Origin of the sequence: Mesorhizobium sp. B2-8-9 (genome assembly GCF_006439475.1) — a bacterium.
Classification (GTDB): Bacteria; Pseudomonadota; Alphaproteobacteria; order Rhizobiales; family Rhizobiaceae; genus Mesorhizobium.
The window spans coordinates 35365-49925 of the sequence record NZ_VFTQ01000006.1 but is presented as its reverse complement, the minus strand read 5'-3'; the positions used below and the strand labels follow the sequence as shown (position 1 = coordinate 49925).

Annotated in this window: 13 protein-coding genes; 4 read left to right on the top strand and 9 right to left on the bottom strand. The window is 64.2% G+C overall.

Annotated features, from left to right (window positions below):
• The first annotated feature begins 55 nt into the window (after positions 1–55).
• The 3 genes from FJ423_RS09565 (at position 56) to FJ423_RS09555 (ending at position 3261) form a co-directional block, all read left to right on the top strand.
• Positions 56–1528 carry a YcjX family protein gene (locus FJ423_RS09565; protein WP_140841149.1) on the top strand — a complete coding sequence of 491 codons (1473 nt, stop codon included), beginning with the start codon at positions 56–58 and terminating at the stop codon, positions 1526–1528.
• Positions 1525–2607 (top strand): TIGR01620 family protein, encoded by a 1083-nt coding sequence (locus tag FJ423_RS09560; protein WP_140841147.1) that lies wholly within the window; start codon positions 1525–1527, stop codon positions 2605–2607. Before FJ423_RS09565 ends, FJ423_RS09560 begins: the two co-directional genes overlap by 4 nt.
• Before the next feature lie 99 nt (positions 2608–2706).
• Positions 2707–3261 (top strand): hypothetical protein, encoded by a 555-nt coding sequence (locus FJ423_RS09555; RefSeq protein ID WP_176476910.1) that lies wholly within the window; start codon positions 2707–2709, stop codon positions 3259–3261.
• A gap of 48 nt (positions 3262–3309) precedes the next feature.
• On the opposite strand, the gene FJ423_RS09550 is transcribed toward FJ423_RS09555, so the two are convergent.
• Genes FJ423_RS09550 through FJ423_RS09520 form a run of 7 tightly spaced genes read right to left on the bottom strand, consistent with a single transcriptional unit; the run spans position 3310 to position 11427 of the window.
• A complete protein-coding gene (locus tag FJ423_RS09550) occupies positions 3310–4299 on the bottom strand; it encodes a dipeptide ABC transporter ATP-binding protein (protein WP_140841145.1) in 990 nt (329 codons plus the stop codon).
• Between the two features lie 8 nt (positions 4300–4307).
• Positions 4308–5267: an ABC transporter ATP-binding protein gene (locus FJ423_RS09545; RefSeq protein WP_140841143.1), complete on the bottom strand. Its 960-nt coding sequence runs from the start codon at positions 5265–5267 to the stop codon at positions 4308–4310.
• The gene (locus FJ423_RS09540; protein ID WP_140841141.1) at positions 5264–6235 is read right to left on the bottom strand and encodes an ABC transporter permease; all 972 of its coding nucleotides are present in this window, start codon (positions 6233–6235) and stop codon (positions 5264–5266) included. The genes FJ423_RS09545 and FJ423_RS09540 overlap by 4 nt, the downstream gene beginning before the upstream one ends.
• Positions 6235–7251: an ABC transporter permease gene (locus FJ423_RS09535; protein WP_095765265.1), complete on the bottom strand. Its 1017-nt coding sequence runs from the start codon at positions 7249–7251 to the stop codon at positions 6235–6237. The genes FJ423_RS09540 and FJ423_RS09535 overlap by 1 nt, the downstream gene beginning before the upstream one ends.
• Before the next feature lie 39 nt (positions 7252–7290).
• A complete protein-coding gene (locus FJ423_RS09530; protein ID WP_140841139.1) occupies positions 7291–8952 on the bottom strand; it encodes an ABC transporter substrate-binding protein in 1662 nt (553 codons plus the stop codon).
• A 4-nt stretch (positions 8953–8956) separates the two neighbouring features.
• Positions 8957–9874 (bottom strand): proline iminopeptidase-family hydrolase, encoded by a 918-nt coding sequence (locus FJ423_RS09525; protein ID WP_140841137.1) that lies wholly within the window; start codon positions 9872–9874, stop codon positions 8957–8959.
• 38 nt (positions 9875–9912) lie between these two features.
• Positions 9913–11427 carry a leucyl aminopeptidase gene (locus FJ423_RS09520; RefSeq protein ID WP_140841135.1) on the bottom strand — a complete coding sequence of 505 codons (1515 nt, stop codon included), beginning with the start codon at positions 11425–11427 and terminating at the stop codon, positions 9913–9915.
• 260 nt (positions 11428–11687) lie between these two features.
• Between FJ423_RS09520 and FJ423_RS09515 the strand changes: the two genes are divergently transcribed.
• On the top strand, positions 11688–12584 hold the full coding sequence (locus tag FJ423_RS09515) for a LysR substrate-binding domain-containing protein (RefSeq protein WP_095765261.1): 897 nt from the start codon (positions 11688–11690) through the stop codon (positions 12582–12584).
• Positions 12585–12663: 79 nt separating this feature from the next.
• Here the strand turns inward: FJ423_RS09515 and FJ423_RS09510 are convergent, their stop codons facing one another.
• Positions 12664–12930, bottom strand: coding sequence for a hypothetical protein (locus FJ423_RS09510; protein ID WP_040982305.1), 267 nt, complete (start codon positions 12928–12930; stop codon positions 12664–12666).
• A 374-nt stretch (positions 12931–13304) separates the two neighbouring features.
• Positions 13305–14513 carry an MFS transporter gene (locus FJ423_RS09505; protein WP_140841133.1) on the bottom strand — a complete coding sequence of 403 codons (1209 nt, stop codon included), beginning with the start codon at positions 14511–14513 and terminating at the stop codon, positions 13305–13307.
• Between the last annotated feature and the right edge of the window lie 48 nt (positions 14514–14561).

Below are 14561 nucleotides of genomic sequence, written 5' to 3'. Positions count from 1 at the left end.
CAAACGCGCGGTCCAGGGCCTATATCGGGCGCTGACGCGCAACCAGAGGCCTGATTTGGCATCATCGCTGACCAGTTTTACCGACGAGGCGAGGATTGCGCTCGACACGTTGTCGGGCCGCGCCGCCGGGCTCTTCTCTCCGTCAATGCGCCTTGGCGTCACCGGCCTGTCGCGCGCCGGCAAGACGGTGTTCATCTCCGCCCTCGTCCACAATCTCATCCATGGCGGTCGCCTGCCGCTGTTCGAGGCGCAGAAATCCGGCCGCATCGCCCGCGCCTTCCTCGAGGAGCAGCCGGACGATGCCGTTCCGCGGTTCCAATATGAAGATCATGTCGCGGCTTTGGTGAACGAGCGCGTCTGGCCGGACTCGACCCGCGCTATCTCCGAGCTCCGGCTCACCATCGAATATGAGTCGGCTTCCGGCTGGAATCGTCTGTTTTCCGCCGGAAAACTGTCGGTCGACATCGTCGATTATCCCGGCGAATGGCTGCTCGACCTGCCGCTGCTCGGCAAATCTTTCGCCGATTTTTCGCGCGAGGCGGTCGAGTTGGCCGCCCTGCCCGTCCGCTGCGACCTGTCGCAGGCCTGGCGTGAGTTGGCCTCCACCATCGATCCAGATGCCGAAGCCGACGAGATGACCGCCCGGCGATTGGCCGAAAGCTTTGCCGCCTATCTCAAGGCGTGCAAGCTCGACGACCGCGCGCTGTCGACGCTGCCGCCAGGCCGCTTCCTGATGCCGGGCGATCTCGAAGGCTCGCCGGCGCTCACCTTCGCGCCGCTGATGACGCTGTCGCAAGGCCGGCCGCGCTCCGGATCGCTACGGGCGATGATGGAGCGCCGCTACGAGGCCTATAAGACGCATGTCGTCAAACCGTTCTTTCGCGAGCACATCGCCCGCCTCGACCGGCAGATCGTGCTGATCGACGCCATGCAGGCGCTCAATGCCGGCCCGGCCGCGATGGCCGATCTGGAGCGCGCGGTGACTGAGATCCTGTCCTGCTTCCGGCCCGGACGGGGCAATTTCCTGACCGACTTCTTCTCGCGCCGCATCGACCGCATCCTGGTGGCCGCGACCAAGGCGGACCATTTGCACCACGAGAGCCATGACCGGCTGCAGGCGATCGTGCGCCGGCTGACCGACCGGGCCGCCGCGCGGGCGAATTTCAGCGGTGCCGCCGTCGATGTCGTCGCCATGGCGGCGGTTCGCTCGACCCGCGAAGGCACGGTGAAGCGGGGGCGAGAGACACTCCCCGTCATCATCGGCACGCCGCTGAAAAGCGAGACGATCAACGGCGAGACATTCGACGGAAAGGCCGAAACCGCCATTTTCCCGGGCGATTTGCCGGAAAAGGTGGATGCCGTCTTCGACGTTTCCGGATCGCAGGTGGACAGCGCCGAACCGGCGATCCGCTTCGTGCGTTTCCGCCCGCCGAAGCTTGAACGCACCGCCGAAGGCGTCACGCTGTCCTTGCCGCATATCCGGCTCGACCGCGCGCTGCAGTTCCTGATCGGAGATCATCTGGCATGACCGCGCCCCGCAAACCGGCGGCCTTCCGCATCGAGCCTGAGACCGAGGCGCCGCCGCAACCACAGCGAAACAGCGCCGCCGAGGAGCCGCCGGCGCGCCGACCACGTGCCGCGAGGGCTGATGTAGCGGTCGTGATCCCCTCGGAAGTCGACGTCTTCGACGAGCCGGATATCGAGGCCGCGGTCCCGCCGCCGGCGACAGCGCCGAGAAAGCGCTCGCTATTGTCCCGGCTGTTCTTCGGCGCTCTCGGCGTGCTCGTCTCGCTGGCGGTCGGCCTTTGGGCCGACCAGCTGATTCGCGACCTGTTCGCACGCGCCGAATGGCTCGGCTGGCTGGCGGCCGGCATGGCGGCGATCGCGCTGCTCTCGCTGCTCGTCATCCTGATCCGCGAATTCCTCGCCATCGCCCGCCTTGCCGAAGTCGAAAAAATGCAGAAACAGGCTCTGGATGCCGTGGCGCGCGACGACCCCAAGGCGGCGCGCGCCTTGGTCGACGAGCTCTCGGCTTTCGTCGCCGCAAAACCCGAGACCGCCGCCGGCCGCCGTTCGCTGGCCGAATTGCGGGGCGAGATCATCGATGGCGCCAATCTGGTGCGGCTGGCCGAGACCGAGATCCTGTCGCCTCTCGATGCCCGCGCCAAAGTCATGATTCTGGAGGCGGCGAAACGCGTGTCCCTTATAACGGCGGTCAGCCCGCGCGCGCTGGTCGACATTGCCTATGTCGTGTTCGAGGCCGGGCGGCTGATCCGGCGCCTGTCCGAGCTCTATGGCGGCCGCCCAGGCACGCTCGGCTTCTTCCGGCTGGCGCGCGGCGTGCTCGCGCATCTGGCGGTGACCGGCTCGATCGCGGTTGGCGACAGTTTCGTGCAGCAGATCGTCGGCCATGGGCTTGCCGCAAAACTCTCGGCAAAACTCGGCGAAGGCGTCGTCAACGGCATGATGACGGCGCGCATCGGCATCGCGGCGATGGAAACGGCACGCCCCTTGCCGTTCATCGCCGTGAAGCGCCCGGGCCTCGGCGATTTCCTCTCGGCGCTGACGTCGTTCGCGGCACGAAAGAACGGCCAGGACGACCGATAAGGTAAATGCGCGACCCATCGCGGGTGACGAAGCATTAACCAATCTTCTGCATGGTCGGTCCGGTCCCAAGAATAGACTCTTTCGTGCCGGGTGTCGTCGATGAGAAGCGTGATCCTGTCCTGCGTCCTGCCTGCCGCCATTGCGATCGTCGCGCCGCTCGGCCTCGTCGAAAAGGCCCTTGGCGCAGAGCCGGACAAGCAGTTTTTCCGCTCCGTCGAAGGCAGATGGGTCGGCCCCGGCGAGATCATCGCCGGCAAGTACAAAGGCACCAAATTCACTTGCGATTTCAATGGCTCGACGCCCGCCAGCAAGCTCGGCATGACGCTTGACGGCGGCTGCAGGGTCGGCGTGTTCACGCAAAAGATGTCGGCCAGCGTCGAGCGCAAGGGCCGCGATGGCTATCGGGGCACCTTCATGGGCGGCTCGACCGAAAGCGGCATGGACATTGTCGGCGGCAATGTCGTCGACGCTCAGAAGGTCGTTTTCACCATCAACCGCAAGCAGTTGAACGGCGTCATGCAGGCGCGTGTCCCCGACGGCAATTCGATGACCGTGACGGTGGCCGTGCGCGTCGACAATCAGCTGGTGCCGGTGATCGGCATGAGCCTGAAGCGGGTCGATTCGGTCGAAGTCGGCGCCATCGCCAAGAACTGATCCGGCGCGGTTCCCGCAGTCCGCGTCCGCCATCCGTTACAAGACGGTTCAGGTCAAAGTCGGGAAGTGGCAGGCCACTTTGCGGCCCGGACGATATTCCTTCAGTTCCGGCCGCTCAGAACGGCACCGGTCCGCCGCGATCGGGCATCGCGGATGGAAGCGGCATCCGGACGGAGGCTTCAGCGGACTCGGCACGTCGCCGGTGAGGATGATGCGCTTGCGCGCGCCCGCACGCGTCGTCTCGACGATGGGAACCGCCGAGATCAGTGCCTGGCTGTAGGGATGGGCGGGTGTCGCAAAGATCTCTTCCGCCAGTCCTTCCTCGACGATCGAGCCGAGATACATGACCGCGATGCGCGTCGAGACCTGGCGCACTACGGAGAGATCGTGGGCGATGAAGATATAGGTGAGCTTCAGCTTCTCCTGCAGATCGGCGAGCAGGTTGACGATCTGGGCCTGCACCGACACGTCGAGCGCGGAGACCGGCTCGTCCAGCACGACAAGGTCGGGGTTCAGCGCGATCGCCCGCGCGATGCCGACTCGCTGGCGCTGCCCGCCGGAGAATTCGTGCGGATAGCGCATCATATGGTCCGGCAACAGCCCGACCAGCTCAAACAGCTCCGCCACCCGCGCGGTGATCTCACGTGCCGAAACCTTGCCGTGGATGCGCAGCGGCTCGGCGACGAGATCGCCGACGCGCCGGCGCGGATTGAGCGAGGCCGAGGGATCCTGGAAGACCATTTGCAAACGCCGCCGCAGCGGCCTGAGCTCGGATAGCGATTTCGAGGTGATGTCGTCGCCTTCGAACAGAAGTTTGCCGTCGGTGATGTCGTAGAGCCGAACCAGGCAGCGCGCCAGCGTGGACTTGCCGCATCCGGATTCGCCGACAAGGCCGACAGTCTCGCCGCGCCGCACGCTCAGCGAGACGTTGTCCACCGCATGGACCGTCCGCCTGCCCTCGGCGGAAAAGCGGCTGCCGATCGAAAAGCGTTTTGCCAGCGAACGCGTCTCGAGGATCGGCCGATCTGTATCTGTCATCAACTCGCTCATGCCTGTGCCACCCGAAAGCACGCGGCGGCGTGCGCGCTCGCGCCGAGACCTGGCTTGCCAGCCTCGCAAGGCTCGTAGCGGACCGGACAGCGCGGGCCGAAGGCGCAGCCTTCCGGCAGCCGCAGCAAGGAAGGCGGCGAGCCGGGGATGGCCGGCAGGCGGCGCGGTTTCTCGCCGGTCAGCGGCGGGATCGAGCCGAGCAGCGCGCGCGTATAAGGGTGTCGCGGATCGGAAAACAGCTCAGTGCGGGTGCCGCGCTCGACAACGCGGCCGGCATACATGACCATCACCCGGTCGGCGAGCTCGGAGACCACGCCCATGTCGTGCGTTATGAAGACAACCGCCGACTTGTGCTTCGCCCGCAATTTGCGCACGAGGTCGAGAATGCCGGCCTGCACGGTGACGTCGAGCGCGGTGGTCGGCTCGTCGGCCACCAGCAGCGCCGGATCGCAGGACAAGGCCATCGCGATCACCGCCCGCTGCCGCATGCCGCCGGAAAGCTGGTGCGGATAGCGCGACATCGCCTCGTGCGGGTTGGGGATATTCACCTCAGCCAACAGCTGCTCGACGCGCTCCATCGCCTTGGCCTTGCTGACGCCGCGATGCGCGCGGATCTGTTCGGCGATCTGCCAGCCGATCGTGTAGACCGGCGTCAGCCCCGTCATCGGATCCTGGAAGATCATCGCGATCTCGTTGCCGCGCAGGCGTCGCAGCTCGCGCGGCGGCAGTCCCACCAGCTCGCGGCCCTTGTAGCGGATCGAACCTTCGATGGTGGCGTTCGGGTCGGTAATGAGCCCCATCACGGCGAGCAGCGACACCGTCTTGCCGGAGCCGGATTCGCCGACGACGCCGAGGATCTCGCTTTCCTCCAGGTCGAAGGAAACGCCGTCGATGGCCCGCACCGGCCCGTCATGCGTGCGGAAGGAGACTTTGAGATCGCGCACCGACAGTATCATGATGCCCTCAGGCGCGGATCGAGAAGGATGTAGACGAAATCGACAACCGCATTGGCGATCACCACGAACATGGACGCATACATGACCGTCGCCATGATCATCGGCAAATCGAGGTTCTGCAGCGCGTCATAGGTGAGCTTGCCGATGCCGTGCAGGCCGAACACGACCTCGGTCAGCAAGGCCGAGCCGCCCACCAGCGCGCCGAAGTCGAGACCGAACAGCGTGACGAAGGCGATGAGCGACGTGCGCAGCGCATGGCGAAACAGGATACGGGTCTCCGACAGGCCCTTGGCGCGGGCAGTGCGGATATAATCCTCCTGCATGGATTCGATGATGGCCGCGCGCAGCACGCGTCCGTAGATGCCGATATAGAGGACGGCCAGCGTGATCCATGGGATGACCAGCGTCAGGAACCAGCCCTTGGGATCGTCGGAAAAATTCTTATAGCCAAGCGGCGGCACCCAGGAGAATGCCCAGCTGTCGTGATAGCGGCTCTGGGTCATCAGGTTCATCACCTCGCCCAGCCAGTAGACCGGCATGGAAATGCCGAGCAGGCCCAGCGCCATCAAAAGCTTGTCCAGCCAGCTGTCGCGGGTGGCCGCGGCGACGATGCCGATGATGATGGAGACGACCACCCACAGGACCGCGGCGCCGAACACCAGCGAGAGCGTGACCGGGATCGAATCCATAACGGCCGGCACAACCTTCCAGCCGCGGTTGACGAAGGAGGTCAGATCGCCGGTGACGAAGATCTTCTCCATCATGCGCGTGTATTGCACGTAGAGCGGCTGATCGAAGCCGAAGCTGTGGCGCACCGCCGCCAGCACTTCAGGCGACGCGTTGCGGCCGGCGATGCGCGCGGCGGGATCGGCGCCGGGCGTGGCGAAGAAGATCAGGAAGACGATGACCGAGATGCCGAACATCACGAACAGCATCTGACCGAAGCGGCGAAGGATGGCATAAAACATCAGTCGCGCCCCAGCCGGACCTTGGAGCGCGGGTCGAGCGCATCCCGCAGGCCGTCGCCGAAGACGTTGAGCGCCATGACGGAAACGGCGATCGCCAGGCCAGGCACCAACGCCACCAGCGGTCGCGTATAGAGCAGCGCCTGCCCGTCCTGGATGATGGTGCCCCAGCTCGCGGCCGGCGGCTGCACGCCGATCGACAGGAACGACAACGCCGATTCGGTCAGCATGTTCAGCGCCATCATCAGCGGCACGAAGACGATCAGCGTGGTGGTGATGTTGGGCAGGATGTCGCGCCACAGGATGCGCCAGCCCGGCACGCCGAGATTGATCGCGGCGAACACGAACTCGCTATGGCGCAGCGCCAGGACCTGCCCGCGGATCGGCCGCGCCACATAGGGTATATAGACGATGCCTATGATGATGATCGGCAGCCATAGGCTGCCCGATTGGATCTCGATCGGGCCGATCGCGATGCCTTGCGCGATGGTGACGATGGAAAGCGAGATCGCCAGCAGATAGATCGGAAACGCCCAGAGCACGTCGAGCAAGCGCGACAGCACCGTGTCGGTGATGCCGCCGAAATAACCCGCGATCAGTCCTGCCATCGTGCCGACGATCAGTGTGAAGATGGTGGCTGCGCCGGAAATCAAAAGCGAGTTCAAGCCGCCATAGAGCAACCTTGCCATGACGTCCCGCCCCTGGCTGTCGGCGCCGAGAAAATAATTGCCGAGCCGCCACGTCGGACCGATCGGCGTGTAGCCAAGCCCCAGTCCCTCGGTCGACTGTTCCATCACCGGAACGTCGGCGCCGTCGATCTGGATGACGGCGTCGAGCGTCGAGGCGAACGGATCCGTGCCCGCCCATTTTGCATAAAGCGGCGCGCTGAAACAGGCGAGAACGATGATGAGGAAAACAGCCAGGGACGCCATGGCGGCCCTGTCCGTTGCCAGCTTCGCAAACGCGACGGCCCAAGGCCCTCGCGTCTTGCGCGGCATGGCGGCGACTTGGCTGGACACGATATGTGATTCCGCGGTTCGTTACTGGACACAGGCCCCTTACTGCACCCAGGACTGGGTGATAATCCAGTTGAACTGCGGGTTGAACTTGAAATTGCCGATGCGCTTGCTGACGAAATCAAGCCGCTTCGGCGTGAACAGCCCGACCGCCGGCGCCTTGTCGGTGACCTGCTTGTCGATTGCCGCCCACAATTTATCGGCCGCCTTCTGGTCGGTCACGCCGAGGTCCAGCGCCTTCTGCATCTGCGCGTCGATACCCTTGTCGCAGAAGCCGGAAATGTTGATCGAGGCGTCCGAGCCTTCGCGATAGGAGGCGCAGCTGAACAGGATGTTCAGGAAGTCCGACGCCGCCGGATAATCCTTGTACCACTGGGTGACGGACATCTGCACTTTGTTGTTGGTGTTCTGGATATAGGTGAACTGCAGGTTGGACGAGATCGGCTTGACGTCGGCGACGTAGCCGATGTTGGTCAGCACGCTCTGCAGATAGACCCCGATCGACCGCGAGATGGCGGTGTCCTCGACAATGATGGTCACCTTCTGGCCCTTGGTGCCCGATTGCTCGACGAGCTGCTTGGCCTTGTCGACATCCGGAGCCGACCATTTGGCGCCCGGGTTCTTGGTGAAGGGGCAATAGTCCTCGTGTCCGGGGAAGTCCGGCGGCAGGACCTGGCAGACCGGCGAAGCCAGCACCTTGCCGCCGAACAGCTTGACCAGCGTGTTGCGGTCGACCGCATAGGCGACGGCCTGGCGCGCCTTTTCATTGTCGAACGGGGCCATGCGGGTGTTCAGCGGCGCGTACCACCACGCCGAAAGCGGCGAGATGTGCAGCTGGTCCATGGACTTGCTGCCGAGCTCGCCGAGGCGGTCGCTGGGCAGCGCGTCGAACATCCAGTCGGCTTCGCCGTTCTGGATCGCCGTCACGGCCGCCTCTTCCGACAGGCCGAAATCATACTGCACGACATCCGGATAGCCGTCCGGCTGGGCTTCCTCGCTCCACTGCTTGAAATTGGGGTTGCGGGAAACCGTCATGCCCTTGTTCGGATCGAAGGCCGAGATCATGTACGGGCCGGTGCTGGGGATCGGCTTGGAGCCCATATCCTCGGCCGGCGTGTCGGCCGGCATGATCACGGCGTGCGGCAAGGCAAGCTTGTAGAGGATCTCGGCGTCCGGCTTGGTGAGATTGAGGGTGATCGTGCCGGCCGTCTCGTCGGCGACGACACCGCCTTCCAGCGTGCAGCTCTTGGTGTCTGCCAGGCATTTGTCGGCGCCAACGATGCCGGCATAGAAGGTGCCCGAGGTCGGCCCGGAAATCTTGAAGATGCGCTGGAAGGAGGCGACGACGTCCTTCACGCCAAGATCCTGGCCGTTGGAGAACTTGATGCCCTTGCGCAGCTTGAAGGTGAAGGTCTTGCCGCCATTGCTGACCTCGGGCAACGCCTCGGCCAGGTCGGGAACGATGGAAAAGCCGTCGACGCCCTCGGCTTTGCGGAAGGCGACCAGGCCGTCATAGATCGGCTGGTACATTTGCCACCCCTGATCCGTGTAGTTGATATGCGGATCGAGCGTTCCGGCCGCCGATCGGGCGAGAAGGCGAATGGTGCCGCCGCGGTGCTCCTTGAGATATTCGGCCTGTGCCGGAGCCAGCCACGAGCCAGCCAGCAATGCCGCGGCCGATGCCGCCAAAAGCAGTTTCTTCATGTCGTCATTCCCCTTTTCTGTTGTCGTTGTCGTCCAGGAAGTCTCCCACCACACGCATGCAGAGTTCCTGCTCCTCGACATGCGGCATGTGGCTGGAATGCTCGAATATCTGCCAGCGCGATCCCTTAATGCCGTCTTTGAAGGGCTGCACGGTCGCGGGTGTGGCTTCGTCGTGCCGGCCGGAGATGAGGAGTGTCGGAACCTCGATGGCCGGCAGGCGGTTGATGACGCTCCAGCTCTTCAGCGTGCCGATGACGTGGAATTCGTTCGGGCCGTTCATCACATTGTAGACGGTCGGATTGCGCACGATCTGGGCGAAAGTCTCCGTCACCTCGGGCGGGAAAGGCACGACCCGGCAGACATGCCGTTCATAGAACCGCATCGTCGCTTCCTGGTAGGCCGGATTGTCCGTCGTGCCGGCCTGTTCGTGCTTCGTCAGCGTCTCCTGCACGTCGATGGGCAGATCGGCGCGCAGCCGGTTGGCTTCCTCGACCCAGAGCTTCATGGACGCCGGCGAATTGGCGATGGTCAGCGACTTCAGGCCCTTCGGCCGGGTCACGCCATATTCGGCACCCAGCATGCCGCCCCAACTCTGACCCAGCACATGGAAGCCGCCGCGGATGCCGAGATGGTCGACGAGGTTTTCCAGTTCGTCGATGAAGAGTTGGGGCGTCCAGAAATCGGCGCCTTTTTCCGGCAGCAAGGTGGAATTGCCGCAGCCCAACTGGTCGTAGTGGATGACGGCACGGCCGCCCCGGGCAAGAAGCTTATAGGCATCGACGTAATTATGGGCAGCACCCGGCCCTCCATGCAGGATCACGACCGGAGCCTTGCCGGCATCGAGCGCGCCGCTGATCCGGTACCAGGTCTCATAGGCGCCGAAGCCGGCCCGCCCTTCCTTGCTGACGATCTCGGACGGCATCCCGGCTCCCTCAGTGGTTGAAGACATCTCGTTGCCGCCTAGTTCGCCGTCCGGCCGGACTGCACCCACTCTTCCAGCATCTGCACGCCGAAGGCCGTGGCGCCTTCCCGGCCCAGCGGCCGGTCCTTGTCGGCCATTTCCTTGCCGGCTATGTCGAGATGCACCCACGGGCGGTCCTCGGTGAAATTGCGCAGGAAGGCCGCGGCATAGGGCGCATCGCCGTCTTCCATGTCCTTGGCGTGGTGACGGATGTCGGCGAAAGGCGATTGCAGCCCCTCGTCATAGGCCCGGTCGAGCGGCAGTTGCCAGAACCGCTCGCCGACCTTTTCCCCCGCCGCGATCATGCGCGAGGCGATGGTGTCGTCGGTGCTGAAAAGTCCGGCGAAGACCGAGCCGAGGCCCCGCATCACCGAATAGGTCAGCGTCGCCAGATCGACGATCACCGAGGGATTGAAGCGCGAAGCGGCATAATAGAGGCAGTCGGCCAGGATGAGCCGGCCTTCCGCATCCGTGTCGAACACTTCCACGGTCTGGCCCGACGCGGTCGTGACGATATCGCGCGGCTTGAGCGCGGTGCCGGACGGCATGTTCTCGGCAATGCCGAGCACGCCGACGGCATGCACCGGGCTGCCTTGCCGGGCGAGCGCGATCAGCAGGCCGACCACGGCGGCCGCGCCGCCCATATCGGCCTTCATATCGAACATCTGCCCGCCGCGCTTTATGCACAGACCACCAGAATCGAAGCAGACGCCCTTGCCGACGAAAGCCAACGGCTGCGCGGGAGCGCCCTTGCCGCGATAGCGCAGGACCGCGACGCGCGGCGGTCGCGCCGAGCCGGAGCCGACGGCCAGGATCGCATTCATGCCGAGCTCCTTCAGCCGCGCCGTGTCGAGAATCTCGACATCGATGCCGGCCTCGCGCAGCGGCTCCAGATGATCGTGGAAATTGTCGGGATGGAGGTGGTTCGGCGGCAAGTTGACCAGCGTGCGCGCATATTCGACGCCGTCCGCGATGGCATTGACCCGTATCAGCGCCGCCTTCAGCTCCGGACCGGCCGCGCCGATCAATTGCACCCGCAAAGTGCGGTCGGCGCCTGCTCCCTGACGCCGGTTGCGCAGGTCGAAACGATAGCGCCGCAGCCGCATGCCGAGCGCGACCCGCGCCAGGATTTCCGCTGCGGGCAGGTCGACACCTGCGAGCGGGTCCAGCATCAGGGTGGCCGCGCATTCGCCCTTGCCTTCCAGATGCGCCGCAAGCAAACCGCCGGCCCGCGCCAGCGAAAGCTGGGTTACGGCCTCGGCCTTGCCCAAGGCCAGCACCACCACGCGGCGGGTCGACATCGCCTTCGGCGCGATGACATCGACGCAGGCGCCGGACTCCTCAAGCGCGGCCGGCTCGGAACACGCGCGGGACAAGATCCCGTCCATTTCAGCATCGAGCGCCGCTGCCCGGAGCCCAAAACCGTTTTGAGCGGTTTGCAGGATCACGACGACCGAGGTTTCCGCGGAAATCTCCTCCGCCGCTTCAAAGACCGGCGCCGGCGACTGAGGCATAGAAGCTCATTCTCCCATTCTGGGGCGCCCCGCCGAGGCTCAGCTGGCGTCATACGCAAAGCTTCGCCGGTCCCCGGCGGAAGCCGGTCATACCGGTTTCCGCCGCTGGTGGAATGGCATCGGAGTGCCCAAACAATCGTTTTCGGATGGCGACTTGGTCGCTCTTGTCTTTTGGGTATCCCCGAACCGGCCAAGCGATCAAACGCCAATTTTGCCCAAGTCGATTGACAAAAACTCAACTGACATTTCATGATCGGCCAATGGCCCTGCCCTCACTCAATGGCATGCGCGCTTTCGAGGCCGCCGCGCGTCTCGGCAGCATCAAGGATGCAGCGGAAGAGTTGCATTTGACGCCCTCGGCCGTCAGCCGCCACATCCGCGCGCTCGAGAAGAACCTTGGCCAGGAGCTGTTCGAGCGCGGCTTTCGCCAGATCACACCGACCATCAGGGGCTCATATTATGCGCGCGGCCTCTCCGAAGCATTCGAGGCTATCTGGCGCGCCACCGACGATGTCAGCTTCGTCCATGGTCACGGCAGGACCCAGCGGGTCAGGGTTCTCTGCGTGCCGGCGGTTTTGAACCTTTGGCTGGCGGACCGGCTGCCGAATTTCCGCAAGCTGCATCCGTCCGTGAACCTGGAGATCTCGACGTCGGGCAAGCGCGCCAACTTCGATTTGGCCATTGTCGACGAGTTCGTCTACAAGGCCGGCCCGGCCCTGACGCTGCTGATCCCGCTCGTTCTGACGCCGGTCTGCGCGCCGTCGCTGCTTGAGGGACCGGTGCCGCTCAGAACGCCCGCCGATCTGGTCAATCATCACCTCATCCACGAATGCGAGAGCATGCGCTGGCGGCGCTGGCTGGAACAGGAAGGCGTTCTGGACGCCACGCCGAAATCCAGCACGACGCTCGATGACTGCACCTTGATCATGCGCGAGGTGATAAACGGCGCGGGGATCGCTTTGGCCGACACCATGATGGCCCAAGACCTTTTGCAGCAGGGCAAGCTTGTCGCCCCGTTCAGCGCCCGCCACACCTATCCCGCCGGAATCTACCTGCACCAGCGCCGCAGCATCGGAAACAAGCCAGGCACCGGCCTGTTCCAGGATTGGCTGCTCGCCGAGATCGCCGACCATAAGCGCACGATGGGTATCGCATAGCGCGTCTCCTCCGAAGCGCCGCGCAAGAAAAAAGGCGGCGACCGACCGGCCACCGCCTTCGCATTGTCGACGGCTGGGCTCAACCCTTGATGGTGGCGGTCAGCTCGTCATAGGCCTTGCAGGCTTCGTCGAGCGTCGTGGCGCCCTGATATTTCGTCGTCACAGCCTGCACCTTGGCGGTCAGATCAGCCGCCTTGCTCGGATCCTTGGTGATGGCTTCCTGGAGCGCGGCAGCCATGTCCTGCGCCTTCTTGGCGGCGATTTCCTGCGTGCATTCCGGCCCCTTGGAGCAAGCCGAACCGGCCAACGCCGCAACACCCACGGCAACGAGCAAAAACTTCTTCATGTCAATCATCTCCTCAAAAAAGGCAGCCGCCCATCGCCGCTGCCTCCACTGGCCGAAGCCGAACGTGCCATAACCTCCGATTGTGGCGTGAAGCAACGACCGGACCGCATAAACTTGTGTAATCAGGTTGCAACGTCGCGGCGTCCGTGTTGAGGCCGCCCGATGCATGTCGCCCAAAGCGCGCAACGGTTTTGGGTCGACGACGGGCATAAGGCAACAAGCTAAAGCGCGTCGTACGAGGCCATTCAGACGCGACGGCTTTAGAGCAATCCCAAGAAATGTACGAAACGGTTTTCAGCCCCGAAAACAAAGAGATAGTGCGTCTCACCGTTTTCGTGAAACGATGAGACGCTCCATGTCAGCTGGAGCAAAGTTCACCCGCGAGGCTGTAGCAGCGCCAGCACGACGGTCAATGCGGCAAGGACGGCGGTAAGGGTCAAAGGTCCCGTGGCGCCATGGGTATCCACGGCATAGCCGCCGACAACCGCGCCGATGGTGATGGCAACCTGGAAGGAGACGACCATCAGGCTACCCGCAGCTTCCAGCGCATCAGGTGCCGCGCGGGACAGATTGGTCGGCAGCACGACCGGCGCCATGCCGAAGGCCAAGCCCCAAAGCGTGACGAATGTGAACGCGACGCCAATGTGCACGCCCCAAAGCACCAATGCCAGCGCCGCAAACGCCATCAATGCGGCGTTGCCCGCGAGCGCCATGCGGATATTGGCGTCGGCCATACGGCCGCCGGCGACGTTGCCGATCACAGCCGCGATGCCAAATCCGAGCAGGGCCAGGGCAATTGGCCCGGTGGCGAGGAGCGTCACGTGTTCGAGGAAGGGGCGCACATAAACAGAGCCGGCAAAATGCCCCGTCATCAGCAAAAGAATGGCAAGCATACCGAGTTGGATGCCGCGCCGCTGTGTCAGCCGAAATACGTCAGCCAGACTATTGCTGGCCGTCGCAGGCAAGGTCGGCAGGCTCAGCAATTGCAGCAGCATGGCAATCACTGCCAATCCCGCCGTCAAGGCCATGGCGCTGCGCCATCCTAGCCAGTCGCTGATCAACGCCCCCATTGACGGGGCGGCGATGGTGGCGAGCGAGACGCCGAGGGTGACGATGCCCATGCCCCGACCTGTCGCATTGGCGCCGACCAGCCTGGCCACGACGGCAACCGACAGTGCCCAGAATGCACTGAGAGCGATTCCGAGCCCGGCCCTGCCCAGCAGCAACAGCCAGAAATTGGGCGCTAGCGCGGCAAGGAGGTTGGAACCGACCGCCAAGGCGCTGAGGCCAACCAGCACCGTCTTGCGGTTCAATCGTCCGATGAGAACATTGCTCAACATGGCCGTCACGGCGCCGACCGAAGCCGTGGCGGTGACGACCTGTCCGGCGGTTCCTTCGCTGATGCCGAGGTCCCGCGCCATCGGCGTCAGCAGGCCTGCCGGCAGGAATTCGGCTGATACCAGGGCAAAGCTGGTGGCCGCCAATGAAATGACCGCAAACCAGGTGGCTGCGTTCCACGGGGCTGGCGCGGCGTCATCGAGGTCTATCGCCGCGTCTTCAAGCTGTAATGTTGTGTCTGTCACTGAAAGATCTCCAAGGTCTGGAGGTCTTCAATAGACGAGTCTTCTCGG

Coding starts and splice junctions, on each gene's coding strand:
- FJ423_RS09550 (WP_140841145.1), bottom strand. CDS start 4,299: ATGACAGATACAGATCGGCCGATCCTCGAGACGCGTTCGCTGGCAAAA.
- FJ423_RS09515 (WP_095765261.1), top strand. CDS start 11,688: ATGGCCCTGCCCTCACTCAATGGCATGCGCGCTTTCGAGGCCGCCGCG.
- FJ423_RS09520 (WP_140841135.1), bottom strand. CDS start 11,427: ATGCCTCAGTCGCCGGCGCCGGTCTTTGAAGCGGCGGAGGAGATTTCC.
- FJ423_RS09560 (WP_140841147.1), top strand. CDS start 1,525: ATGACCGCGCCCCGCAAACCGGCGGCCTTCCGCATCGAGCCTGAGACC.
- FJ423_RS09540 (WP_140841141.1), bottom strand. CDS start 6,235: ATGTTTTATGCCATCCTTCGCCGCTTCGGTCAGATGCTGTTCGTGATG.
- FJ423_RS09525 (WP_140841137.1), bottom strand. CDS start 9,874: ATGCCGTCCGAGATCGTCAGCAAGGAAGGGCGGGCCGGCTTCGGCGCC.
- FJ423_RS09555 (WP_176476910.1), top strand. CDS start 2,707: ATGAGAAGCGTGATCCTGTCCTGCGTCCTGCCTGCCGCCATTGCGATC.
- FJ423_RS09545 (WP_140841143.1), bottom strand. CDS start 5,267: ATGATACTGTCGGTGCGCGATCTCAAAGTCTCCTTCCGCACGCATGAC.
- FJ423_RS09510 (WP_040982305.1), bottom strand. CDS start 12,930: ATGAAGAAGTTTTTGCTCGTTGCCGTGGGTGTTGCGGCGTTGGCCGGT.
- FJ423_RS09530 (WP_140841139.1), bottom strand. CDS start 8,952: ATGAAGAAACTGCTTTTGGCGGCATCGGCCGCGGCATTGCTGGCTGGC.